This window comes from Burkholderia sp. MSHR3999 (assembly GCF_000833595.1).
GTDB classification, from domain to species: Bacteria; Pseudomonadota; Gammaproteobacteria; order Burkholderiales; family Burkholderiaceae; genus Burkholderia; species Burkholderia ubonensis.
In genome coordinates this window covers 277,724-301,879 of the sequence record NZ_JRFO01000007.1, presented here as the reverse complement: position 1 = coordinate 301,879, position 24,156 = coordinate 277,724, and the positions used below count along the sequence as shown (strand labels likewise).

Sequence of the window (24,156 nt, the reverse complement as noted above, 5' to 3'; positions counted from 1 at the left end):
ACGCCCGTGCGTCAGCCGATCTCGTGCCGCCGCGCATCCGCCTCGAGCGGCGCGGCGTCGTAGCCGACCGTCGCGATCTCGCGCAGATAGCGCGCGAGAAACGCGCCGATCGACCCGGCGGCTTCGTACTGGTGCACATGGCGGAATTCGTGGGTGAGGAGCCGGCGCGTGCCGTGCCCCTGCAGCACGAACACCGCGTGGCCGAGCGTCAGGCCGATCGTGCCCGGCGACAGCAGCCCGGCTTCGCGTGCGAGCTCGGCGAGCGCCGGCTCGTCGGGAAACGGCAACTGCGCGGCGCTGACGACGCGGATCCGCTCCGGCTGCGCGACGCCGACCGAGCGCGCATCGTCGGCGAGCGCCGGCGTCAGCGGCTCGCCCTGCGCGAGCCCGCGGGCCGCCTGCGCTTCCGCCCACGCGACGGCGGCGGGCAGCGCGCCCGGCAGGATGGCGGCAAGATCGATCATCGATGACTCTCCTCGAAAGATGGGGGCGGCATCAGATTCAGTGTAGTCCCGAACCGGCACGGGCCGTGCCGCTCGGCGCCGCCCCAGCATTTAATCAGATGAATAGGCCGCCGCCGCGCCGATCATTTAGTTCTGGTACCGATTCCGTCTGTTGTGTCGCAGAAAGTTTCTTCGACGTGTACCGTTTTCCGGTCAGGCGGAATATATTGATCAGAACAACGGCCGGTGCGCGGGCGTCTCGCGCCCCGGCCGTCAAGCAATGCCGTCCGCACGACACCGCGCCCTCGCGCGCCGAAGCGTCATCCCGCCAAGAGGACCGCTCCATGATCAAGGTGATACTGGCCGACGACCACGCAGTCATGCGAGACGGGCTGCGTCACATACTCGAGACGGCCGGCGGTTTCGAAATCGTCGGCGAAGCCTCTGACGGTTCGACCACGCTCGAGCTGGCCGAGCGCGGCGCGGCCGACGTGCTGCTGCTCGACCTGTCGATGCCCGCGCCGACCGGCATCGAGCTTCTCAAGCTGATCAAGACCCACGCGCCGACGCTGCGCACGCTCGTGCTCACGATGCACACGGAGGAGCAATACGCGGCGCGCGCGTTCAAGGCCGGCGCGACCGGCTACCTGACGAAGGACAGTGCAACCGCCGAGCTGGTCGCGGCGGTCGGCAAGGTGGCGTCGGGCGGCGTCTACGTGAGCCGGCCGGCGGCGGAGAGCCTTGCCCGGACCCTGCACGCGCCAGTCGAGACGCCGCCGCACGAACGGCTGTCGACGCGCGAATTCGACGTGATGCGCCGCATCGTCGCGGGACAGACCGTCACGCAGATCGCGAGCGCGCTCGCCCTCAGCGCGAAGACGGTCAGCACCTACAAGATGCGCATTCTCGAAAAAATGGACCTGCCGCACGACGCGGCGCTGATCCGCTATGCGGTGCGCCACGGCCTCGGCATCGACCTGGACGACGCATGACGCACGCCGTGACGCCCCAGCCCGGCTCCCCGCGGCCGGACACCTCCCCCGCCCCGACGGAAGCCGCGACGCGCGACGCCGATACGGACACGTCGCCCATGTTCATGTCGTCGCTGCGGCCGGAGCGGCGCGAGCGCCAGCTCGCGCTCGCGACCGTGATCGTATCGGCGGCGATCTTCGTCGCGCTGGCGCCGTTCGCGAAGATGCCGCTCGCGCAGGAGTGGGGCTTCATCCCGGTCTACCAGACGGCGATCCTCGTCAATGACATGGTGACGGCCGGCCTGCTGCTCGGCCAATACGCGATCCTGCGCGAGCGGGCGCTGCTGGCGCTCGCGGCCGGCTACCTGTTCACGGGCTTCATGGCCGGCGTGCACATGCTGACCTTCCCGGGCCTGTTCGCGCCGACCGGCCTGCTGCACGCGGGCGAACAGACGACGGCGTGGCTGTACGTGTTCTGGCACGGCGGCTTCCCGCTCGTGGTCGCGTGCTACGCGCTGCTGCGCGACGCCCCGCGCACGCCGCCGAAGCCGGTCCGTCACGCGGCGATCCCGATCGCGGGCTGCATCGTCGCGACCGCGCTCGCGACTGGCGCGATCGCGCTGTTCACGACCGCGGGGCACGATTACCTGCCGCGCGTCATGCGCGGCAACCGGATGATCGAGCCGCTGCAGAGTCCGGTCGTGGCGGTCTGGGCGCTGAACCTGATCGCGCTCGCGTTGATGTGGCGGCGCCGGCGCAGCCATTCGGTGCTCGACCTGTGGGTGATGATCGTCACGGTCGCGTGGCTGTTCGATATCGCCATGTCGGCGATGCTGAATCACGGGCGCTTCGACCTCGGCTTCTACGCGGGGCGCATATACGGGCTCGTCGCATCGAGCCTCGTGCTGTTCGCGCTGCTGTTCGAGAACGGCCGGCTGCATGCACGCACGGCGCGCGCGCTCGCCGGCGAACGGCACGAGCATCAGCTCGTGCTGCAGAAGACCGCGGAGCTGAACGACGCGAACGAGCGCCTCGAGCAGCGCGTCGCCGCGCGCACCGCGCAGTTGAGCGCGTCGAACCGCGACCTGCGGCGCGAGGTCGAGGAACGCGTGCGCGCGGAGCGGGCCTTGCAGGCGTCGCGCGAGGAGTTGCGGGAGATCTCGGCGATCAGCGCGAGCGCGCGCGAAGCGGAGCAGCGCCGCATCGCGCGCGAGCTGCACGACGAACTCGCGCAGACGCTCGCGACGCTGAAGAACGATCTCGAATGGCTGATCGACCACGTGCCGCAGGACGACGCGCAGCTCGCGCGCAAGATCGCGGCGATGCACGGGCTCGCGCGCGGCGCGGTGGCCGCGACGCGGCGCATCGCGTCGGATCTCCGGCCGCTGATGCTCGACGATCTCGGCTTCGCCGCGGCGATGCAGTGGCTCGTGCAGAACTTCCGCCAGCGGCACGGCATCGGCTGCACGCTGCACGTCGACCCGCCCGAGCAGAACCTCGCGGAACCGTATGCGACGGCCGTGTTCCGCATCGCGCAGGAAGCGCTGGCGAACGTCGCGCGCCATGCGGCCGCATCGCAGGTCGAAGTGGAGCTGGTATGCGGCGACGACGGCATCGCGCTGACGATCCGCGACGACGGCGCCGGCTTCGATCGCGGCGATCCGCGCAAGCCCGGTTCGTTCGGGCTCGTCGGGTTGCGCGAGCGCGCGTACCTGGTCGGCGGAACGTTACGGATCGACACCGCGCGCGGCAAGGGCACGACCATCGGCGTCCACATTCCGTTGCAGCCCGCGCACGCGACGTTCGTGGCCGACGAACATCACACGGGGCACACGGGTTAGCGGAAGCGCAGGGCCGCTGCGTGAGCGGGTCAGTGGTAGTCGTCTTCCCGTTGATGCCGGACCGCCCCGCCCGACACGCCGCCGTCACACGCTCACGCCCGCGCCGCCACCAGCCCCCGCTCCGAGCGCGTCCACGCGACGAGCGCGCCGACGCCGAGCAACGCGAGACACACGATCGGCACGATCATCGGCCCGAACGCGGTGCCGGTGACCTTGCCGGCGAACGGCATCAGGTTCTGGCTGAAGAAGCCGCCGAGGTTGCCGATCGAGTTGATCGCCGCGACGCTCGCCGCCGCGCGCGCGCCGGTGAAGTAGCGCGGCGGCATCGACCAGAAGCACGGATACAGCAGCGGAATGCACGCGCCGCCGAGCACGAGCGCGACGAAGCGCAGCGGCGTCGACGGCAGCACGAGGCTCAGCAGGAAGCCGAGCGCGCCGAGCGCCGCGACGATCGCGATCGTGCGCAGGATGCTCTTCGCGCGGCGCAGCTTCGCGGGCAGCCAGAGCAGCAGCAGCACCGCGAGCGCCCACGGCAGCATGCTGAGGAAACCATTCATGCCGCTCGACACGCCGAACGACTTCACGAGCGTCGGCAGCCAGTACGTGACGCCGTACAGCGACGTCGACATCAGCATGTAGGTTGCCGCGAACAGCATCACGCGCGGATCGAGCAGCGCCTTCCACGGCTGCGCGTGCTTGGCGTGCGCCGGCTTCTCGCGTTCGAGCGCGGCGGCGACGACCTGCTTCTCGCGCTCGTCGAGGAAGCGCGCGTCGCGATACGACGCGGGCAGCACGCGGAACACGACGATCGCGACCGCCACCGCCGGGATGCCCGTCGCGACGAACACCCACTGCCAGCCCGCGAGCCCCCACACGCCGTTCAGGCTCAGCAGCCAGCCGCCGACCAGCGAGCCGAGCATGTTGGCGAGCGCGCTGCCGAGCGTGAAGATGCCGAGCACCTTCGCGCGATAGCTTTGCGGGAACCACAGCGTCAGGTAGTAGATGACGCCCGGATAGAAGCCCGCCTCGGCGATGCCGAGCGCGAAGCGCAGCCCGCAGAACACCGGCATCGACGTCGCGAAGCCCATCGCCACAGTGATCAGCCCCCACGTCAGCATGATGCGCGCGAGCCACACCCGCGCGCCGTAGCGATGCAGCGCGAGCGTGCTCGGCACCTCGAACAGCAGGTAGCCGATGAAGAACAGCGACGACGCGAGACCGAACGCGGCCTCCGTCATCCCGAGGCTGTGCACCATCTGCAGTTTCGCGAAGCCGACGTTCTGCCGGTCGATGAACGCGATCAGGAACATCACGACGAGGATGGGCAGCAGGCGCCGCGCCATCTTCGACATGACGTGCCGCTCTTCGGCGGACGCGGGGTCCAGGGTTTCGGTGGCGTTCACTGCTTGCTCCTCCGGGGTGTCGGTTGTGAGTGTGTGGGGTTGCGCCTACGACGGCCGGAAGCCGTCGAGCATCGGCACGAACATCTCCTGCCACGTGCGCGGCTTCGCCTTGATCGTGCCGGCCATGTAGAGAAAATCGACGTAGTCCATCAGCTGGTTCGGCCGCACCGAGAAGCGCGTCTCGGGCGCGGCGAGCATCTGCATCACGTCGTCGTGCGACACGCCGACGCCCGACGCCGACGCCGACGCATAGATCGCCGCCGCCGCGCGCGGGTCCTGCGCGATCAGCCGGTTCGCGTCGTCGAGCGCGCCGAGGAATGCGGCGGCGAGCGCGGGCTCCGCGTCGACGAGCCGCTTCGGCGCGAACACGACGTCGAGCGTCAGCGGGCCGAGCACGTCGATCGAGCCGACGACGCGGTGGATGCCCGGCTGCCGGAGTTCGAGCGTCGAGAACGGCGGCGACGTGAAGTGCGCGGTGACGCCGTTCTCGTGCCGGATCAGCGCCTGCATCGCCTGCGGGTGCGGGAGATTCACGGTGATCGAATCGAGCTGCGCGAAATGCCGCTGGCCCAGCAGCTTGCCCGCGACCATCTGCAGCACGACCGCCGACAGCGACGTGCGGATGCCCGGCACCGCGATCCGGTCGGACGGCGTGAAGTCGCGCAGCGACGCAAGCCCGGGCCGGTTCGCGTTCAGCGACAGCGACGTCGTCGACAGCCCGCTGATGCCGATCACCTCGACGTTCGGAATCCCGCGCGCCCGCGCCCACAGCTCGATGAAGCCCGGCGCGCCGGCGCCCGCGAAGTCGAGCGTGCCGGCCATCATCGCGTCGTTGACCGAGTTGCCGCCGTCGAGCAGCACCCAGTCGACGCTGACGTCGCGCACGCCGTGCCGCGCCGCGTGCCGCTCGAACAGCCGCTGCCGCTCCATCACCAGCAGCGGCAGGTACAGCACGCCGTAGCCTTTCGAGATCCGCACCGTGCGCGGCTTCGGCAGCACGAGCGACGGCGCGAGCGCCGCGCCGAGCCCGGCGGCGACGAGCGCGCGGCGGCGCGGCGACGACGTCATGCGGGGGCTCCCGCTTCGCTCATTGCCTGCTGCATGGTGCCGTCTCCTCTGGTATTAATGCCGTCTCTGCAATTCCCGGCTGCGCACAGGTTATCGAGCGAGTCTGAGAAAATGCTGACATCCCCTCCCCGGGAAAACCCGTAACCCAGTGAATCGGCAGGACGGCAACATGCGCATTCTCGTCGTAGAAGACGACGCGGAAATCGGTGCGGCGATCCGCAGCCGCCTGACGCGGCTCGGCCACGCGGTGGACCTCGAGACCGACGGCGCGACGGCGAGCAGCCTGCTGCGCATCGAGCGCTTCGATCTCGTCGTGCTCGACGTGATGCTGCCTTCGATGGACGGCTTCGCGATCCTGCGCCACCTGCGCGCGTCGGGCAGCACGACGCCGGTGCTGCTCGTCACCGCGCGCTCCGCGATCGACGACCGCGTGAGCGGCCTCGGGCTCGGCGCGGACGACTATCTCGTGAAGCCGTTCGACTACCGCGAACTGGACGCGCGCGTGCAGGCGCTCCTGCGCCGCAACAGCGGCCACGCGAACGACGTGCTGACGCTCGGCGGCCTCACGATCGATCGCAGCAGCCGCCTCGCCGAACTCGACGGCCGGCCGCTGTCGCTGTCGCGCCAGGAATTCGCGCTGCTCGAGATTCTCGCGAGCCGGCCGCAGCGGATCTTTTCGAAGGAGGACTTGCTGAACCAGCTGTTCTGCTTCGGCAACGAGCCGAGCGCGAACGCGGTCGAGCAATACGTGACGCGCGTGCGCCGGAAGCTGCAGGGCAGCTCGGTCGAGATCCGCACCGCGCGCGGGATGGGGTATCAGATTGCCGCGCATTGACTGGTTTCCGAAGACGCTGTTCGGGCGCACGCTGCTGTTCGTCGCGCTCGTCGTCGCGTCGGGCGCGCTCGCGCTGGCCGCGATCGCGCGCTACTACGCGGGCGTCGCCGCCGAGCGCGCGTACGACCAGCTGCTCGCCGGCGCCGCGATCCAGGTCGCGGAGAACCTCTACGTGCAGGGCGGCGTGCTCGCGCTGAATCCGCCGGTCGCCGCGCTGTCGACGCTGTCGCGCTACGACCTCGTCTACTACAAGGTCGTCGATTCGCGCGGCGTCGTCGTGGCCGGCTACAACGATCTCGCGAGCCCCGCGACCCTCGCCGCCGCGCGGCAGGGCCCCGCGTTCGCGAACGGCGCCTACCAGCGCCAGCGCATCCGGATGGCGACCATCGCGCGCTACATGCCCGAGGAGCGCACGCCCGGCTGGGCGCTCGTCACCGTCGCGCAAACGACGAACGCGCGTCAGCAGCTGACGAACGACATGAGCTTCAAGGTGTGGACGTTGATCCTGCTGATGAGCGTGCTCGCGATCGGCGCGAGCGGCCTCGCGATCCGGCGCGGGCTGCGGCCGCTCGCGCAGATCGAGACGATCATCGCCGCGCGCGATCCCGCCGATCTTCGGCCGGTGGCCGTCGACACGCCGAGCGAGATCGACGCGATCATCGGCGCGATCAACGGGCTGATGCGCCGCCTCGCGGAGCGGATCGCGGCGATGCAGCGCTTCATCGCCGACGCCGCGCACCAGATGCGCACGCCGCTCGCGCGGCTCGATGCGCAGATCGAGCTGCTCGGCAGTGAAGCCGACCCGGCGCGCCACGCGGCGCGGCTCGACGCGCTGCGCGCGACCTGCGCGGACGTCGGCCGGCTCACCGGGCAACTGCTGAATCACGCGATGGTGATCCATCGCACCGAGGTCGTTCCGCTGCAGCCGGTCGAACTGGTCGGGATTGCGAAGGAAGTGCTCGGGCGCACGATCCCGCTCGCCGACGCGCGCGACGTGGCGGTCGCATTCGACAGCGACGCGCCGCACGCGTGGATCGACGGCGACGCAATCAGCCTGCAGGAGGCGCTGTCGAACGTGCTGCACAACGCGTTGCTGCATGGGCATGCGGACGACATCGCGGTGTCGGTCGCAACTGCCGGCGACGCGGTCACGCTGACCGTCACCGACAACGGCCGCGGCATCCCGCGCGAGCACTGGGACGCGGCATTGCAGCCGTTCGTGCGGATCGCGCCGGACGGCAGCGAACGGCGCACGGGTTCGGGGCTCGGGCTCGCGATCGTGCAGGAGGTGATGAAAGCGCATGGCGGAAGCGTCGGCTTCGCGTTTCCGCCAGCGGGCGGGTTTGCGGTGGTGTTGACGTTTCCGCGCGGCAGGTTCGATTGACCGTTGCAACGGGTCGCATAGCGGGTTGAGCGCCGCGACGCCGACTTGGCGTCCCGCCCCGATCCGAACACGGGACGCGTCGTACAACCCGTTTCGACTGACATCCGGCGCCGGATCAATCACCGGGTCGCACACTGCGCTTGCCTCAGCACAGGATCCACGGCATGGCGATGGGGATGAAGCACGCGCATTGCCGCACACGCACCCCATGCACCGCATTCATGTCATCCATTTTTTGTCCGTCATTCGCCCCTGTAAAACACGACTCCTGTCTTGACGTCACGCGTGCGGGTGTGAACCCTGCCATTCGCGGCCGCGCCGATCTTCGGCAAGATGTTCCTTCCGGTCGGCAGCGATCCTTTGACCGGCACGATCGCGGCATTCGGCGGGTTCACGGTCGATGTCTACGCGCGCCCGGCCGCAGGCAATCCGTCAAGCGCCTGCGCCAGCTCACCGCGCAGCGCAGGCCACAACTCGGCGAACACGTCCGCTCCTTCGTCGTGCACCACCTGCTGCAACCCCGAACAGAGCTCGGCGAGCACGCGTTGGCCGACCGACAGGAATCCGCCACTCAACGAATGAAGCTCACGCGCGACCGTTCCCGCATCGCTCAGGACCAGCGCGTGGTCGATCGCCGCGAACGATGTCAGCGTGACCTTGCGCATCGCAGCCAGCACGGTATCGGGCGACACGCTGTCTGCGCGCGACGTGTCCGCCCGCCACATGGCGCGCGAACCGCGCGCATGCGCGCCGATTGTCTGGCGCAGCGCACGCAGCGTCAGCGGCTTGGGCAGCAACGCTCGAATGCCGGCCTCCACGCATCGCCGTTCGTCGTCGGCACTCGCATGGGCCGTCATCGCAACGACGGACAGATCTACGTCGATTGCTCGCACGGCCTGCGCGAGTGCCCAACCGTCCATGTCAGGCAAGCCCAGGTCGGTCAGGACGATGTCGAAGGCGCCTCGCCCCAGCTCGTCGAGCGCCTGCGCACCGCGCTCGACGAGCATCGCGTCGACACCCAACTCGCCGAATTGATCGGCCAGTAGCAGCCGGCTCGCCGGGTGATCCTCAACGGCGAGCACACGAATCGGCATGCCGTCGTCGCCCACGATGTTCGCAGCGTCACGCGCATCGCCCGATGCTTCGCCGATTTCCGGTCTGTCGGCCGAGATCGGCAGCGGGATGTGGACACGAAACGTGCTGCCTTTGCCGGGCGCGCTGACGACTGCAATCCGGCCGTGCATTGCATCGACGAGACGCCGGCAAAGCGCGAGACCGAGGCCCGTTCCGCCATAGTGCCGATGAATCGATTCGTCAGCCTGCTGGTAGAGTTCGAAGATCGCCGCTTGCGCGTCCTCGGCGATGCCGATGCCGGTATCGATGACCCGAATGTCGACGAATTCGTTCCCGTCGGCCACATGGCCGCGCGCGACAACCGTCACGCCACCGGTTTCGGTGAACTTGATCGCGTTGCCGAGCAGATTCGACACGATCTGCCGGATCCGGATCGGATCGCCGACGCGGTGCGGCGCCAGGTCGTGCGCGATCTCGCAGTTCAGGCTCAACCTCTTCCCCGTGGCGAGCGGTCGGAACGACTCCACGACCTCGCTAAACAGCGCCGCGCAGTCGAACGGCACTGCGTCGATGCGCAACTGCCCCGCCTCGACCTTCGACAGATCGAGCACATCGTTCAGGATGTGCAGCAGCGCTGACGACGACGAATCGACGATCTCGAGCCGCCGGCGCTGCATGTCGGGCAGCGCGCCGCGCTTCATGAGCTCGAGGTTGCCGATGACCGCGTTCAGCGGCGTGCGGATCTCGTGACTCATCGTCGCGAGGAATACCGACTTCGCGCGGTTCGCCTGATCGGCCGCGCGCCGCGCGGCCTCGAGCGATTGCTCGGTCAGCTTGCGCGCGGTAATGTCGACGACGGTGCAGAGCATCGCGTTCGCACCGCGATACCTGACCTGGGCGAGGTGGACGAGGACGTGCGTTTCGCTCGCGGAGTCGCTGCCACCGAGCGTGATCTCGAGCGCGGCGAGCGCTTGACGGCGTGTTGCGGCCTGCTCGTCGCGCATTTGACCGAACGCTTGCCGGATCCGCGTCGACAACGCATCGCCGTCACAACCGCCCTCGTAGCGCGACATCACTTCGTTTCGCAAGAGCATGCGGCCGTTCGCTTCGTCGATGAGCGCGAGGCCGACCGGCGCGGTGCGGATCAGCGTCCGGTTCAACTGCTCGCTTTCCTGCAGCCGCAGCGCGCGCAGGTAGGACGGTTCGAGAATGCGCCGCCCGATGAGGACGAGGCCGGTCACAAGAATCGCAAGCCCGAGCAACGTGAAGGCCGCGATCGCGGCGGCCCGCGGCGCAATGCCGCTCAGCACGGTGCGTGCCGAATAGAGGCGAACGAACGCCCAGTCGGTATCAAGGATGCCGTCGTAGACGATATAGCGACCGGCGTGCAGAAATTGTTCCGTCGCGTCGGCCTCGTCGTGCGGCAACTCGCGCACGGCTTGCGCGAGCCCGGCACTGCGGCCGTCGGGCCACTGCATCAACACGTTGCGGGCGGAGTCGATCACTGCGATCGCGCCGTCGCGGTCGTCGATACCGCGACCGTCGAGGACATCCGACGGATGCAACGCGCGCACGATCAGCGCCACCGGGCGATCGTCGCGATCGAATACCCAGTTCGCTACGCGCACCATGCGCTCCGCCGTAATCGGATCTTCCCGGGGCGGCAGCCACATCACCTGATCCGGCGTGCGATCGGGATGCGCGGAAGCCTCCCTTGCCATGGCAAGGACGTCGGGCCATGCGCGCGACAGCGCCGCCGCCAGATTGTGGAGTGCTGCCTGATTCGGCACACCGGATGGCGCCTTCACCAGTGCGCCAACGAATCTGCCATCAGGACTGGTCACGTAAACGTGAGTCCGCACCGGTGTCGTGTGTCTGCGCGATGCGTCCTTCGCCACCAAGGTCTCGCACAACGCAAGCAGCGGCATGTAGTTGCGCAATGGATGCGCCTGATCGTGAATGACCTGACCCGCGTAGATCACATCCGGTTGGCGCGTGTCGCGACGCACGATGCCGCCTCGCGCCGCAAACGCCGCTTCCATGTCCGGTGACGGTCTCGCGCCGGGATCCCACACCCCTTCCGCGACGGACGTCAACCGCTTAAGAAGCGTCGCATGCGACGACATGCCGACGAGCAAGCGCGATTTTTCCACGAGGAAATGCACGCGCATTGCCGCATGAAAATCGCCGATCTCGATCCACGTCATCGCTGCGGCGCACAGCACCATGAAGACACCGAGTATCGCGCCACCCGTCACGAGCAACGTCCGCTGATAGGCATGCATCCAGCGTGGGTCGAACTCGCCCCGGCGTTTCGACCCCGCCCGGACAGGCCATCTTCCGATCGAGCGCATGCTTCGCCGCTCAGTCTCCGGACTCGGTGCCGTCCGTCTTCTCCGCGCCAAGATCGCCCTCGAACTTGATCAAATCGGCGTCTCGCGCGATACCGAGCTTGCGCATCGCAGCCAGTTTCTGGGCGCTGATGGTCTTCTTGCTGCGATGGAGCTTTTCCGCAATCTCGGACACCTTGTATCCGTCGCGGAACAGACGGACGATTTCGGATTCCCGCTGCGACAATACGCTACCGCCGTCCGAATCGGTCTTTGCCAGCAGCGAAGCAACCGTTGGTGACAGATAGAATCCCTTCGCGCGGGCCGCATGGACCGCATGGACCAGAGGCGACAAGCCGTCCGATTTGCTGACGATGCACTGCACGCCGAGCGTCTGCAGCGCACGAAAGATGGCTGGCGAATTGAGCATCGTGACGGTCACGAGACACAACTCGGGATAGCGGCGGATCAACGACGCGATCAAGGTCTGACCATCGCCATGTTGCCCCTGCTCATCGGGCATCACGTAGTCGAGCACGAGCACGTCGCAAGGCGCGGCGTCGAGTTTCGCGAACAGAGTCGCCGCATCGGGCACGACCGCAACCACCTCGATCGTCGGCATGTCGTTCAGCGCCTGCGCAATGCCGTGCCCGGTTACCGGATGATCGTCCGCCACAATCACCCGTATCAAAAATTCGTCCATCGGGCTCCCCTTATCCAGGAATGCGGCGCCGATCAAGCATGCCACATGTTCTTATTGCAAAGTCCGCGCAGATTATATCTCGATATTAAATTGCCCCCCTCGGCTTCGGACAGGTTGGGCTGGACGATCTGGTCCCATCGCCGCGCAAGCCTCCATCCCAAGCATCGTTCATCCATTCAGTCGCGTACCGCAAACGCGCGACCCGGTCGGCACAGCCGGACCCCATATGTCCCCCTCGCTTCGACAAAACTATGGAATCCGCAACCGCCATCGTCGAACGAACTAAGTGTTCACGAAAAATTCGCTTGGAAAGCGGAGCCGTAGCCGCGCATCAGCTCAGCGAGCTCGGCGTCGATGGTTTCCTTGTTCCAGGTGACGAAGTTGCGCCATCGGTATTTCAGTTGCCGCCAGACGATCTCAATCTTGTTGAGCTCGGGACTGTAGGCAGGCAGATAGAACAGCAGGGCTCGGTGATCCATCGGCCATCGATCGCGAGTCGCGGCGTCGATGCCGTGATGAATGCTGGCGTTGTCCAGCACGATCGCGGTGGGGCGGCCGTCGCCTGCGGCGAGCAGGCCATCGATGAAGTCCATCGTCGAGATACAACAGCCGAACGGCGTTCTGCCGTGCCGCCTGCTGGAGCTTCGCGAGCGTGGACTGCTTCACGGCGAAGGCTGCTTCGTCGCGCTTTTTTTGAGCGCGTATCGGTTGCGCTTGAACGAGAAGCCTTTGCGCTTGAGCGCGGCGCTCAACGTTTCGAGTCGGCACGGCAGCGGTTCATTGAACGCGGCTTCCAGCCGTTGGGCGATTTGCCCCAGCGTCAAAGATCCGGCCTGCGCAAACTGAGCGGCGGCGGCGACCATTTCATCGGGCAGTGCGCGAGGCCGACCGCCTTTGTGACCGACCAGCAATCCGACTACACCCTGTTCTCGCCAAGCACGAGCCCAGTTGTAGATCGACTGGTCGGTCGCGCCGAGCTTCGCAGCCACCTCGGCCGGCCGGACTTTACTCGCGAGCATCAGCAGCCCTGCCGCGCGCGTGCGAAAGTCCCGATGCCGGTGGTTGATCGACAGTTGTTGCAACATCAGCTCCTCGGCTTCGTTCAGCATAACGACACACTTCATCCAGCACTCCGGCAGTTGCGTTCCACCGAAGTCAACAGAATCCAAATGCGTTTACTAGATCCACTTACGAAACGCATGCACGCGCTTGTGATACGCGTGAATGCCTTCGCGCTCCCCAAGTGCATGCGGCCGGCGGTAGCTGAACCGCCGGCGCTCATGCGCCAGTTCCACCAGGCGCGCCGTCAGCGCTTCGTAATGCAACACGCTGCGAGATATCCCAACAAGCCGGCAGGCGCGGCGTTCGGAGATGTTCTCCGCTTCCAGATCCCCTTCATCCGGCGCGCTTCCGACACCTCCATGCCGCCGAACTTCGCACTTCTGACTGGCCCGGTTTGCTGGGGGGCAGGTCACCGGATACGTGATGCAAGATTGATTCGCTCGATGTCGCGCAAGGGCTGCTCGCCCGACAATGCAGCGCGCGAAGGCTTCTTTGGACGGCTAAAAAAGGAACTGTCTTACTCTCGGGACTTGCAGACCGTCAGCACCGACGAGTTCATTGAGGTCGTTGACTCATACATTCGCTGGTACAACGAGAAACGGATCAAGATCTCGCTTGGGGCACGCAGTCCGATTGAATACCGGGAGAGCCTCGGCCTGACGACATAAACCAGTCCAAGAATTCCGCCGCCCCCCCCAAACCGGACAGTTCTCTTTGTCCGCGACAGCGCCTTCGCGAGCGCGCCCCTTGCTTCGTTGAGCATTGGCTGATCGATCCCGGATCCGAAGTCATCCGGTTCACCATGGTTGGCTTCGCCGACGCACTACCACCGCTCAGTGAAGGCCGAGCGCGTCGAGTAGCCGATACCAGCTCACCGCAAGCACGAGCGCCGGCGTGCGCAGCGCAGCGCCACCCGGGAAGTCGCGGTGGCGAATCTTGCCGAACAGATCGAAACGGCTCGCCTGTCCGTCGATCGCTTCGGTGATCAGCTTGCCGGCAAGCGCGGTCGTGTTCACACCGTGCCCGGAGAATCCCTGCGCGAAATAGATCGTCGGCGCGACGCGCCCGAAATGCGGCGCGCTGTTCATCGTCATGTCGACGAAGCCGCCCCACGCGTAGTCGATCTTCACATCCGCGAGCTGCGGGAACGTCTTCAGCATGTCCTTGCGCATAGCGTCCGCGAGGCGCCGCGGCGGGCGCTTCGAGTAGCTGACCTTGCCGCCCCACAGCAGCCGCGTGTCGGGCGCCGGCCGGAAGTAGTCGAGCACGAAGCGGCTGTCGCAGATCGCTGCGCGCGCAGGCATCAGCGCCGCCGCGCGTGCGTCGCCGAGCGGCTCGGTCGCGATCACATACGTGCCGACCGGCATGATCTTCTTCGCGAGCGCCGGCGCGAGCGTGCCGACATAGGTATTGCACGCGAGCACGGCGAAGCGGGCGCGCACGTGTCCGCGATCGGTCTCGACCACGTGGCCGCCCGCGACGTCGCGTATGCGCGTCGCGCAGCTGTCCTCGTGGATCCGCACGCCGGCTGCGCTCGCCGCGCGCGCAAGGCCGAGCGTGTAGTTCAGCGGATGAAGATGGCCGCTGTCGGGGTCGTACAAGCCGCCGCGATAGCGCGACGACTGCACGTAGCCGCCGAGGTCCGCTTCGTCGACGAAACGGAAGCGGTCGTAGCCGAAGCGTTTCGCTGCGTCGTCGCGCCAGCGCTTGAGCGAATCGGCGTCGCGCGCGGTGTTCGCCGCGGTGACGTAGCCCGGCGTGAACGCGCAGTCGATGTCGTGCTTCGCGATGCGCGATTTCACGAGCGACAGCGTCTCGAGCCCCATGTCCCAGATCCGCTTCACGTCGTCTTCCGGCATGAAGCGCGCGAACGTATCGATGTCGCACGCAAAGCCGCCGATCAATTGACCGCCGTTGCGGCCGCTCGCCGCCCATCCGACCCGCGACGCGTCGAGCACGGTCACAGAATGGCCGCGCTCGGCGAGATTCAGCGCGGCGGACAGGCCGGTGAGGCCTGCGCCGATCACGCACACGTCGGCGTCGGTCGCGCCGGCGAGCGGCGCATGGCGGGTCGTATCGTTGGCGGTCGCCGCGTAGTACGACGCAACGTGCGGTTGGTTCACGAATGTCTGCATGATTGCGAGAACGTAAAAAAGCTATGGCTTGCCTACATATGGAACGCGCATGCGTTGCTACGAATACCGATGGCGCAACTTCGTCACCTGGACCAAGGAAACCATCGACGCCGAGCTCGCCGAACTGCTGCGCGGCTACGGCTCCGCTTTCCAAACGAATTTTTCGTGAACACTTATCGTGAAGCTGGGCTATGCGAGCCGTACAGAAACATCTTGGCGAGAAAGTCCGGTCCCTGGCGTGTTCCCATCGCTTCATCGGCAATCAAGTCGGATGTCGTTTCAGCCAAGCCCTGCAATGCGCCTGCCAACCACGCCGCTGGAACGTCCTGTCTGAAGAAGCCCTCTCGCTGCCCGCGCTCAAAGAAGACTTTCAATCGCGATTCGATTGTATCTACGCGCTCTGCCATGCCGGGTACCAATTTCGATAACTCATTCCAGCTATATCCCAAGCCGTAGCCAATCCCCCAGGCTCTGCCAATTATTCCAAAACTCCCGACGAGGGACTGCAACGCTGAGTCGACTGGCTGGGTATCCAATCCTGCAGCATCGAGAGCCGACAAGGTTTCGCCAAATACACGATCGACAAGCGCTGCGATCAACGCTTCGCGCGTCGGGAAATGACGCGACAGTGTCGTTCTGCTTACGCCTGCTGCTTTTGCGATGTGGTGCAGTGAGGCGCTCCGGTCTCGGGCAAGCGCGGTTGCGGCAGCATCGAGGATATCTTCAGTTGGATTGGGCATCGCGGATCAAAGTTGACCTTTGTGGTACAATTATGTATCGTTTGAACATTCACAGTCACTCCGGAGTCTATCATGCTGTTTTCCAGGCGCAATAGAGCGCGGCGCTTTGCATTGATGTTGACCGCGTCCACCTTGATCTCCCAGCGCGCGGCAACAGCCGGTCATCAGCCGAACAGAAAAGGGACCACGTTGGTTATCGGCGCCGGTATTTCGGGCATTGCCGCTGCGCGCAAGTTGCAGGCAGCCGGTCAAAAGGTCGTCGTTCTTGATGGCCGCGACCGTATTGGCGGTCGAATCTGGACTGATCGGACCTGGGAAGATGTCCCGGTCGATCTTGGTGCGTCGTGGATTCATGGGGTTAGATTCAATCCCGTTGCTCGAATGGTGAAGGAATTCAAGCTCCCTACAGTGATCTATGACACGGGCACACTTTCCGAAAACACGAAAGTAAGCCGGCTCTACACCGTCGATGGCCAGCTCGTGTCGGCCGCTCAATTACTGCAATTGAGTGGTGATCAGGAATATGTCAACGACCATTTGTTGAAGTTCGCTGAGAAGGCTTCATCGAAGTTGGCGGCTGGTACTGCATTACTTGAAGTTCTCAGTAAGAGCAGTATGAGTGAGACACGCAGGGAAAACGTATTCGAACTGCAGAATCGAGTAGTAGAGGATAACTTTGGTGCCGGGATTAACGAAATCGCTGCATGGGGACTAGATGAAGGTGCAAACTTCGGCGGTCATGAAGTTGTGTTTCCCCAAGGCTATGGTCAATTGGTCGATCGTCTCTCACTCGGGTTGGACGTGCGCTTTGACCAAACGGTTACTCAGATCGAGTACGGTGGAAATCGAGTGCGTGTTCATACTGACCGTGGCGTCCTCGAGGCGGATCGAGCAATCGTCACCCTACCGTTGGGTGTCCTTAAAGCGCGGACAGTTAAATTCACGCCCGAGTTACCTGATGAAAAACTCGGTGCGATCGAGCGGCTGGGCATGGGTATCTATGACAAGCTCTATCTACGTTTTCCGAAAGTGTTTTGGGATAATGTTCCCGTGATTTCGCAGCGGGGCAACCAGCATGGCAAATGGGCGAACTGGTACACATTGCAGCATATCGTTAACGCACCGATCCTCTGTGCACTCAACGGCGGGGACGCCGCACGTCGTATCGAGAGAATGAAAGACGCCGAAATCGTCCGGGATGCGATGGAGCGGCTGGCTAGCATCTATGGTTCGCGCATATTGGAGCCGACGGGATATCGTGTTACCCGTTGGGGTGCTGATCCCTTTTCACGTGGCAGCTACTCGTTTCCTGCTATAGGCAGTAGACAGGGAGATCGTCAATTGCTCGCGGCGCCGATCGCCGACCGCGTGTTCTTCGCCGGCGAAGCAACACACGAGGACTACAGCGGAACGGTTCACGGCGCGTTGCTGTCTGGTTGGCGTGCGGCCTCGAGAATTCTAGGCTGATTAACAGATCATCATGCGACCATGGTTTCAATATCAAATAAGCCATGGACTGAAGGTTGATTGGAGAAGGATGATAAGAAACTGGCGTGGATAGCTTGAGTATCGCAGCAGCAGATGGCAATTCGAGCAGAAGCAGATAATTGCGCAAAGATAGGTGCACGCATCATAGATATTCAATCAATTTTACAAAATTCTGTTCGATTGAATTATTTATTATTCTTCATTGCATCCACTGGATTCAGTAATTTTCCACAGAATGGAATATGACTAAGATGAAGACTTGATGATCTGCCGCGCATCGAGCGTCGAGGTACACGCTCGACTGGCAATTCTCGACAACGAAAATCGACCGAAATCACATGTGACTCACCCATCACAGGCGTCGCCTCGCGATATTCTCGACGTACGGCATACAAATTTGTTTAATCGATAAAACGCAGAGAGAAAAATTACGCACACTTCCATCTCTCGCTTCTTTAATTAATTATAGGTCTATTCATGAAATACGCCATTCAGAAGGCAATTTTTGTTTCTCTCCTTACACCCCTGGCCGCTTACGCCTCTGAAACCGCGGGAATGATCGATGGTCTACCGGCCGCTCCGAAAACACGCAAACAAGTATATTGTGAGCTGGTCGATGCACAACGCCGCGGATTGGTGCCAACCGCCCGCTCGCAGTATCCACTTGGCGAGGATGCCATCAAACGCAACAGGCAGCTCTATCAAACCCGGTACGGTAATCGTGACTATTGTTCCGAATTCGATCTGAAAATGGCTCGTCCGTCACAGACAATCTCTCCCGATCATGAGGCAGGGGCGAGTCACCCAACGGGTATGAACAAAAAATGACATTAAATTTCTTTGGTTCGGCCATTCTTATTTGTTGCATTCTCGCAGGCTGCGCAAATCAGCAGGCCACGCCCATTTTGCCGGAGAAAGACGGAATTCACCCCTCTCGGCTCGGCGGCAGGCCAAAGTGGCTGTAATTGCGACCGAACACAGTCAGTGCGGTGCCTGCATCAGCAGAATGGCAAGGCGTGCGACATATTCAGATGCCGCACGCCCCTGTAGCCGCATCGCGCGGCGTGTCGGATGCCTCTGTCCAGTCGTGATGCCACCATCCGATCACCGCCGCAGCGTCACCCATAGAGCGCGCGGCAATCACGTCGCGGACTTCGTCTGCAGCCTCATCCCACCACACCGTGCCTTCGCAGTCACCCGCGCGCGGGCCGATGCCCCATAGAAGTCTTACTGTGTCAATAAATCAGCATTGGAAGTTGAACAAATCGGACATCGCTGGAGCCGGCGCGCGATGTAGGCAGCGATACGCCAGCGCAGCGTGGTGATGGAATCAGCCACGTGGCGCTGCGCGCGCTGGGGACCCGCGTGGCACGTAATCCGAGGGTAAGGCAAATGGATTGCGGATCGCGGAGTTTTTTTACTGCCGCCTTGTATAAGGCGTTGAGCAACAAGAAACCCATAGGCAGCAATGCACAATGATGCGTGGTGGTGGAATCCACGCGAGCCACGTCCTTCGAAGTGTCCCAAGCCGAATTCCTGCTTGAGATCCTGATAGTCCCGCACGATACGCCAGCGCATCTTGGCGACATGAACCAGACGATCGAGTGTCGTGTCTGGGGGCAAAGTCGAAAGCCAATACTTGAGCGGCTCCGCATCACCTTCAGGCCATTCGGTCAGTAGCCATTCCTCATCGCGCAGTGTGGGCCGCCAGTAATCGCGGTGTGAAGCACGCACACGCACGGCGGCAAAGCGCGAATTGAGTGCGGTACACGTGCCTTCACGCCATATCACCGTGCGATAGTGCGAGGCATCGAGCGTCAAGGCCAGATCTTTGACGCCGATCGGCTCATGCCCCGGCGCGCGCCGTAATAAGCTGCGCGGCCGGCCCGACTTCCCCGCGGAGAGCTCTGGCGGCAGAGGAGCCGAACCCGGCGCCCATACGCGTGTGTTCGAGCGAATGCCCACCGCATACTGCAATCCGAGTTCGCCGACGGCCTCGCGAAACGAGGTGTCGTCTCCATAGCCAGCATCGGCCAGAACGACACCGTCGGGCGCGCCGCTTTGCCGAGCTTCGCACAACTGCCCGGCCGCAATCTCCGGTTTGGTTGCAAACTCGATTTGCTCGGGCACGCCAACTTTCTGTCGTCGCTCGGGAGCGTCGCTCCATTCACGCGGCAGATACAGCCGATACGACACCGGCAAGCTTGCCTCTGCCGTCGCCACCAACAGACTCACCGCCACCTGGCAGTTGTCCTGCTTGCCCAGTTGACCGCAATATTGCCGCGCCACACCAACCGAATGCTTGCCCTTCTTGGGAAAACCCGTGTCGTCAATGATCCAGTACAACCCGCCCGCCGGATCCATATGCGGCAGCACCCAGCGCCGTACCTGCTCAAGCAGCGCCTCATCGGACCATTCCGACTTCGCCACGAAATGATGCAGCGACTGGTACCGCGCACCCACATGCTCCGGCTCCAGATGTGCAGCCAGCGGCTCGACGCTCTTGCACCGAATTGGCAGCATCAGCCCTTGGCAATAGCCCCTCAATCCTGATTCGCGGTCGTTATGCCCAAGCGCTTCACACAAATGTGCCAGATATGCCTCGAATGACGTCTCCAAGTCCATCATTCCTCACGCCATGGATGAAGAAGTTCCTATAGTGGCATGAATTTATTGACACAGTAAGATTATTGCAAAGTCCGCGCAAATTATATCTCGATATTAAACTGCCCCCCTCGGCTTCGGACAGGTTGGGCCGGACGATCTGGTCCCATCGCCGCGCAAGGCTCCATCCCAAGCATCGTTCATCCATTCAGTCGCGTACCGCAAACGCGCGACCCGGTCGGCACTGCCGGACCCAATATGCCCCCCTCGCTTCGACAAAACTATGGAATCCGCAACCGCCATCGTCGAACGAACTGTCACTCATAGCTCATCGTGATCGTAATCGCCGTATTCGCGGTGCCGGGCGTAACCGTGGGTGCGATCTGGTAGTAACGCGCCCGAAACGGCATTGTGTAGCTCCCGGACTGACCGGAATAACCCGAAAATTTCGAAGCGGCTCCGAACGGCACGGGATTGCCACTTGCGTCGAGTAGCTGCAAGCCGATCCCGCTCGCGCTTGACGATCCATTCAACTGAACCACGGAATTCCCGGCCCCGGGAACAATTTGAGTGGTCGCATCAAACTGGTAATAAATGGCATTACGCCCCGGCGGACATGAATTCAATTGAATGTCGAAGCTTCTGTCTCCTGCAGTGGACGACGGCCCTGAAAATTCATTCATTTTTATTGCCCCCATATCCACATTTATACTTGGAACCGAGCACGCCGGCGTTTTGATTTTAGTACCATTTGTACGCAGGATCGCCACGCCCAAACCGTCGAGTGTCATTTTTGCATACACGGCTCCTGCCGGGATATCCCCTACCCCGACCGGCCCGGTAAGAATGACTTTAACGCCGAGCTTCGAAGACCCGCCACCTGCCCCCCATGACCACCATCCCACGTGACTACCGCCATCACCCTCCCCCCAATACCGCGCATCGCCCGATTTATACTCGTCATAGAATGCCAATCCGATACCCGGAATATTGGTTGCGTAGACGTAAGGTATCCCCCCGCCATTCACCCTCGCACCGCCATAAACACTTCGATTTACTCTCCCTGGCGGAGTACAGTATGCATATGCTTCCTTGTCGGGAACAAATGTTGCATCGGCCAGGACCTGGCCGACCTTCGTTCCCGGTTTAACGGTGATCTCCGCAGGGAGATTGAAATTTACTACCAGCTCGCTTTTCGAATTGGCGAATTTACATTCCGCATATGTAATTCCCGACGCAGAGATCAGGATGGCGGCCAAACAATAAGCAAATATTTTCTTCACATCTGATCCTTCCAAAATGCGCTCGTTGGCACGAGACGACATGTGCCCGTCGCGCAAGTTCGACAAACCGCGCGTGTTTTTTCCACGCCATCCAATTGGGCCTGCCGGACGGTTCGAGGCCAATCCCGCCACTATCGACGGATTTCCGCTGTCACTGCCAGATCCGCATCTTTCGACGCACAAGGCAAATCAATCCGCTGCGGCAACCGGTATGCACGTGCGTGCTCGCGCACCGGAAGCGAATAAGTGAGCTGGCAAACCGCTTTGCGACTGCCAGCGTCCCACTGCACCGCCAATTGCCCACGATCCGCCAATCCTCTTGCAAATATCTTGCCGCCCTGGCCGACAGCGCCGACATCCTTGCCGTGCTCGTCCGTCACGATTGCCCCGAACGGCACCGGCGAACCATCCGGCTGCGTTGCGCGAATCAACGCCGATCGGCCATAGACGGTGTTGAATTCGAGCATCGGCACCGCGCCGGCGAGCGGCGCAACCCGAAGACTCGTCTCTTTGAGTTCGACGTCCGTCGAGAGACCCTTCGGATCGAGCCCGATCTCGTTCATCTGGAACGGCGTCACGAACGGCACGATTGCATAGCCGCGCCCATCGACCCTCACTCCGGACGCATTCGTGACGCGCGCGCCTTCCGCATGCGGCGCCTTGACGATCGCGAACGTTTCCGACAACGGTTGTGACAGCGTGACCCCGCCGGAATGGCCGACGATGGCGCCGCGTGCGCTGATCGACAGTTGCTGGTAATCCGCGCTCACGCCCACGCTGCCGGAAAGCTCGGCGCGCGAGCCACGGTACAAGATGTTCGCGCCACCGTTCGTCTGCGAATCGCGCTGCGCTGCACTGTGATTGACGTTCAGCCCGTACGAAATGTTGTTGTCCGTCCCCAGCGAACCGGACAGGGACGTTTGCGCGCGCGTCGCACCCGTCGTGTCTCGACTGACGCTGGTCGATATCGTTGCCGGCCTGCTGCGGCCGAGCGGAATCGACAGACTGACGTAATAGAGCGTACTCGACGCGCCAAAGGCGTCGCGCTGCCGCGTCGCCGATATGCTGTACGCAATGTTTTGGAATGCATTGTTGTAACCAACCGTGTAATTGACGTCGGAGCCGCTCCGATTCCAGTATGTCGCCGCGGATGCCGTCATGTTCACGCTGCCACGTCGAGCGCCGAGCGGCTGACTCATCGTCACGGATGCGCGATTACGCTGCCGCCAGACGCCTGCGGACTTCAAGCCCGCCTTCGCGTGGTCGCGCGCGTTCATCGCATCGTTCATGCCGAAGTAACCGTTCGTCGAGTAGCGATATGCCGCGATCGCGATGTTCGTGCCAGTGGACGCGACATTCTTTGCGTAACTGAGCCGGAAGCTCGAACCGGAGTAGTGCCTTTCGCCGGGAATCGACGTATTCGCCTGGGTGACATCCGCACCGAATGCACCCCACGAGGTATTCAGCACGCCGCCGAGCATCGCCGCCACGTACCCTTGCGCAATCGATACGCCACCATAGCCGGTCAAAAGGTTCGTGACGCCGCGTTGCCACGTCACCTGCGCAAACGGCGGATTCGTCGAATTGCTCAGGTTGCGGACCACGCCCGCGGTAAAGCTGTAGCGGCTCTGTCCCGGGCGCAGCGACAACGGAACCGACGCGTAGGGTACGGAGAATGAATGCACCGATCCGTCCGCCTCGGTCACCGACACCAAGAGATCGCCGCCGTAGCCTGTCGGAAACAGATCGTCGATCACGAACGCGCCCGGCGCGACGGTCGTCTCGTAGAGCTTCATGCCGTTCTGCGTGATCGTCACGCGTGCGTTGGTGTTCGCGACGCCGCGCACGACGGGTGCGTAGCCGCGCAGCGAATCGGGCAGCATCCGGTCGTCGCTATAGAGCCGCACACCGCGGAACGACGTCGAGTCGAACAGATCGCCCGACGTATACGAATCGCCGATCACGAGCTGCGACGACCACGTCGGCAGATTCCGCTGCAGGTACGTCGCGATGTCCTGGTAGCGACGCTGACCGCGATTGTCCCAGTTGAACGAGCCCTGGTGGCGCAAGTGCCAGCCCATCACGTTGACGCCGGCGTCGAGACCAAGATAGCCTTGCGTCGCATTCATGCCGCCGCTCGCGTGCGACTGGTACATGTTCAGGTTATACCCGAGCATCCCGACCGGCACGCCTTCGCTCCATTGGTCGGGGCTGACGTAACCGCGCACGCGCCGCATCATCGAAGCCTGCGGAATGCTGAGATCCAGCCGCATCTCGTTGAAGTCGAACGTCGCGAACGCATCCGAAATCGCCTGACCGATCCGCATGCATGCGTGTTCTTCCGCAAGTGCGGCACGGATGTCTGCGGGCAGGCGCGCAACGTCGACGCCCAGTTTTTCGAGCGCATCCTCATCGAAGCACGGTTGCGCGTCGACGGTATTCGGCGCTGGCTTGAACGGCACTTCCATGCGCCCGATCCAGCTGCCGTCGACATAGACGTCGGGACGATACTGGCCAGCGCGAACGACGTTGCCGCGCTCGAACCGCGACACGTCGATCGCGCCGCCGCCACCGTTCAGAAAACTTCCATCGAACTCGACTTGCGCAAATTCTGTCTGCGCAACCTGCATGCCGCTCGATTCAACCTGCTTGCCAAGCGCAAACGGCTGCCAGCCTGCCACGACCGTCAGGACTACGCCGCATATCGGCTTCAATCGCGGCCCGCCTTCCGTTCGAATGACTTCCCGACTTCGTTCCACCATTTTCCCTCTCAACGTTTTTGTTCGTCATGC

Annotated in this window: 17 protein-coding genes and 3 pseudogenes; 7 read left to right on the top strand and 13 right to left on the bottom strand. The window is 63.5% G+C overall.

Translation table 11 applies throughout. From position 1 onward, the window contains the following. Nucleotides 1–11: 11 nt before the first annotated feature. A complete protein-coding gene (locus KY49_RS24930) occupies nucleotides 12–464 on the bottom strand; it encodes a hypothetical protein (RefSeq protein WP_042587137.1) in 453 nt (150 codons plus the stop codon). A 323-nt stretch (nucleotides 465–787) separates the two neighbouring features. Here KY49_RS24930 and KY49_RS24925 point away from each other — a divergent pair, with 323 nt between their 5' ends. Both KY49_RS24925 and KY49_RS24920 read left to right on the top strand, forming a co-directional pair. Continuing rightward, on the top strand, nucleotides 788–1,435 hold the full coding sequence (locus KY49_RS24925; protein WP_042587136.1) for a response regulator: 648 nt from the start codon (nucleotides 788–790) through the stop codon (nucleotides 1,433–1,435). Further along, nucleotides 1,432–3,255: a sensor histidine kinase gene (locus KY49_RS24920; protein WP_082062438.1), complete on the top strand. Its 1,824-nt coding sequence runs from the start codon at nucleotides 1,432–1,434 to the stop codon at nucleotides 3,253–3,255. Before KY49_RS24925 ends, KY49_RS24920 begins: the two co-directional genes overlap by 4 nt. Nucleotides 3,256–3,347: 92 nt before the next feature. On the opposite strand, the gene KY49_RS24915 is transcribed toward KY49_RS24920, so the two are convergent. Both KY49_RS24915 and KY49_RS24910 read right to left on the bottom strand, forming a co-directional pair. Next, complete coding sequence (locus tag KY49_RS24915; protein ID WP_042587135.1) at nucleotides 3,348–4,658, bottom strand: MFS transporter; 1,311 nt, start codon at nucleotides 4,656–4,658, stop codon at nucleotides 3,348–3,350. Nucleotides 4,659–4,703: 45 nt separating this feature from the next. Next, nucleotides 4,704–5,726 carry an ABC transporter substrate-binding protein gene (locus tag KY49_RS24910; protein ID WP_042587134.1) on the bottom strand — a complete coding sequence of 341 codons (1,023 nt, stop codon included), beginning with the start codon at nucleotides 5,724–5,726 and terminating at the stop codon, nucleotides 4,704–4,706. A gap of 169 nt (nucleotides 5,727–5,895) precedes the next feature. Between KY49_RS24910 and KY49_RS24905 the strand changes: the two genes are divergently transcribed. Together KY49_RS24905 and KY49_RS24900 are read left to right on the top strand one after the other, a co-directional pair. Beyond that, nucleotides 5,896–6,561: a response regulator transcription factor gene (locus KY49_RS24905; RefSeq protein ID WP_042588711.1), complete on the top strand. Its 666-nt coding sequence runs from the start codon at nucleotides 5,896–5,898 to the stop codon at nucleotides 6,559–6,561. Continuing rightward, nucleotides 6,548–7,945: a sensor histidine kinase gene (locus tag KY49_RS24900; RefSeq protein WP_042587133.1), complete on the top strand. Its 1,398-nt coding sequence runs from the start codon at nucleotides 6,548–6,550 to the stop codon at nucleotides 7,943–7,945. Before KY49_RS24905 ends, KY49_RS24900 begins: the two co-directional genes overlap by 14 nt. A gap of 404 nt (nucleotides 7,946–8,349) precedes the next feature. Here KY49_RS24900 and KY49_RS24895 read toward each other — a convergent pair whose 3' ends face one another. From KY49_RS24895 to KY49_RS36230, 5 genes and pseudogenes are all read right to left on the bottom strand, one after another. Continuing rightward, nucleotides 8,350–11,373 carry a hybrid sensor histidine kinase/response regulator gene (locus KY49_RS24895; RefSeq protein ID WP_042587132.1) on the bottom strand — a complete coding sequence of 1,008 codons (3,024 nt, stop codon included), beginning with the start codon at nucleotides 11,371–11,373 and terminating at the stop codon, nucleotides 8,350–8,352. Nucleotides 11,374–11,383: 10 nt separating this feature from the next. Then, nucleotides 11,384–12,052 carry a response regulator gene (locus tag KY49_RS24890; RefSeq protein ID WP_042587131.1) on the bottom strand — a complete coding sequence of 223 codons (669 nt, stop codon included), beginning with the start codon at nucleotides 12,050–12,052 and terminating at the stop codon, nucleotides 11,384–11,386. A gap of 290 nt (nucleotides 12,053–12,342) precedes the next feature. Then, nucleotides 12,343–12,645: a transposase gene (locus KY49_RS38765; protein WP_071749595.1), complete on the bottom strand. Its 303-nt coding sequence runs from the start codon at nucleotides 12,643–12,645 to the stop codon at nucleotides 12,343–12,345. 69 nt (nucleotides 12,646–12,714) lie between these two features. Next, nucleotides 12,715–13,161: a helix-turn-helix domain-containing protein gene (locus KY49_RS24880; RefSeq protein ID WP_231636480.1), complete on the bottom strand. Its 447-nt coding sequence runs from the start codon at nucleotides 13,159–13,161 to the stop codon at nucleotides 12,715–12,717. A gap of 93 nt (nucleotides 13,162–13,254) precedes the next feature. Then, nucleotides 13,255–13,440, bottom strand: a pseudogene (locus KY49_RS36230) (IS3-like element IS407 family transposase); the annotation flags it as partial. Between the two features lie 87 nt (nucleotides 13,441–13,527). Here KY49_RS36230 and KY49_RS24875 point away from each other — a divergent pair. After that, nucleotides 13,528–13,782, top strand: a pseudogene (locus KY49_RS24875) (IS3 family transposase); the annotation flags it as partial. 165 nt (nucleotides 13,783–13,947) lie between these two features. On the opposite strand, the gene KY49_RS24870 reads toward KY49_RS24875, so the two are convergent. Both KY49_RS24870 and KY49_RS36225 read right to left on the bottom strand, forming a co-directional pair. Then, on the bottom strand, nucleotides 13,948–15,249 hold the full coding sequence (locus tag KY49_RS24870) for an NAD(P)/FAD-dependent oxidoreductase (protein WP_042587130.1): 1,302 nt from the start codon (nucleotides 15,247–15,249) through the stop codon (nucleotides 13,948–13,950). Nucleotides 15,250–15,422: 173 nt separating this feature from the next. Next, the gene (locus KY49_RS36225; protein ID WP_071749596.1) at nucleotides 15,423–15,989 is read right to left on the bottom strand and encodes a TetR/AcrR family transcriptional regulator; all 567 of its coding nucleotides are present in this window, start codon (nucleotides 15,987–15,989) and stop codon (nucleotides 15,423–15,425) included. A 72-nt stretch (nucleotides 15,990–16,061) separates the two neighbouring features. Between KY49_RS36225 and KY49_RS36220 the strand changes: the two genes are divergently transcribed. Together KY49_RS36220 and KY49_RS36215 are read left to right on the top strand one after the other, a co-directional pair. Next, nucleotides 16,062–17,456, top strand: coding sequence for a flavin monoamine oxidase family protein (locus KY49_RS36220; protein WP_082062437.1), 1,395 nt, complete (start codon nucleotides 16,062–16,064; stop codon nucleotides 17,454–17,456). Nucleotides 17,457–17,954: 498 nt separating this feature from the next. After that, nucleotides 17,955–18,305: a DUF4148 domain-containing protein gene (locus KY49_RS36215; RefSeq protein ID WP_071749599.1), complete on the top strand. Its 351-nt coding sequence runs from the start codon at nucleotides 17,955–17,957 to the stop codon at nucleotides 18,303–18,305. 502 nt (nucleotides 18,306–18,807) lie between these two features. Here the strand turns inward: KY49_RS36215 and KY49_RS24860 are convergent. From KY49_RS24860 to KY49_RS24850, 3 genes and pseudogenes are all read right to left on the bottom strand, one after another. Continuing rightward, a pseudogene (locus tag KY49_RS24860) lies at nucleotides 18,808–20,102 on the bottom strand (IS701 family transposase). A 296-nt stretch (nucleotides 20,103–20,398) separates the two neighbouring features. Continuing rightward, a complete protein-coding gene (locus KY49_RS36205; protein WP_080407822.1) occupies nucleotides 20,399–21,406 on the bottom strand; it encodes a fimbrial protein in 1,008 nt (335 codons plus the stop codon). 89 nt (nucleotides 21,407–21,495) lie between these two features. Continuing rightward, a complete protein-coding gene (locus KY49_RS24850) occupies nucleotides 21,496–24,126 on the bottom strand; it encodes a fimbria/pilus outer membrane usher protein (protein ID WP_042587128.1) in 2,631 nt (876 codons plus the stop codon). Between the last annotated feature and the right edge of the window lie 30 nt (nucleotides 24,127–24,156).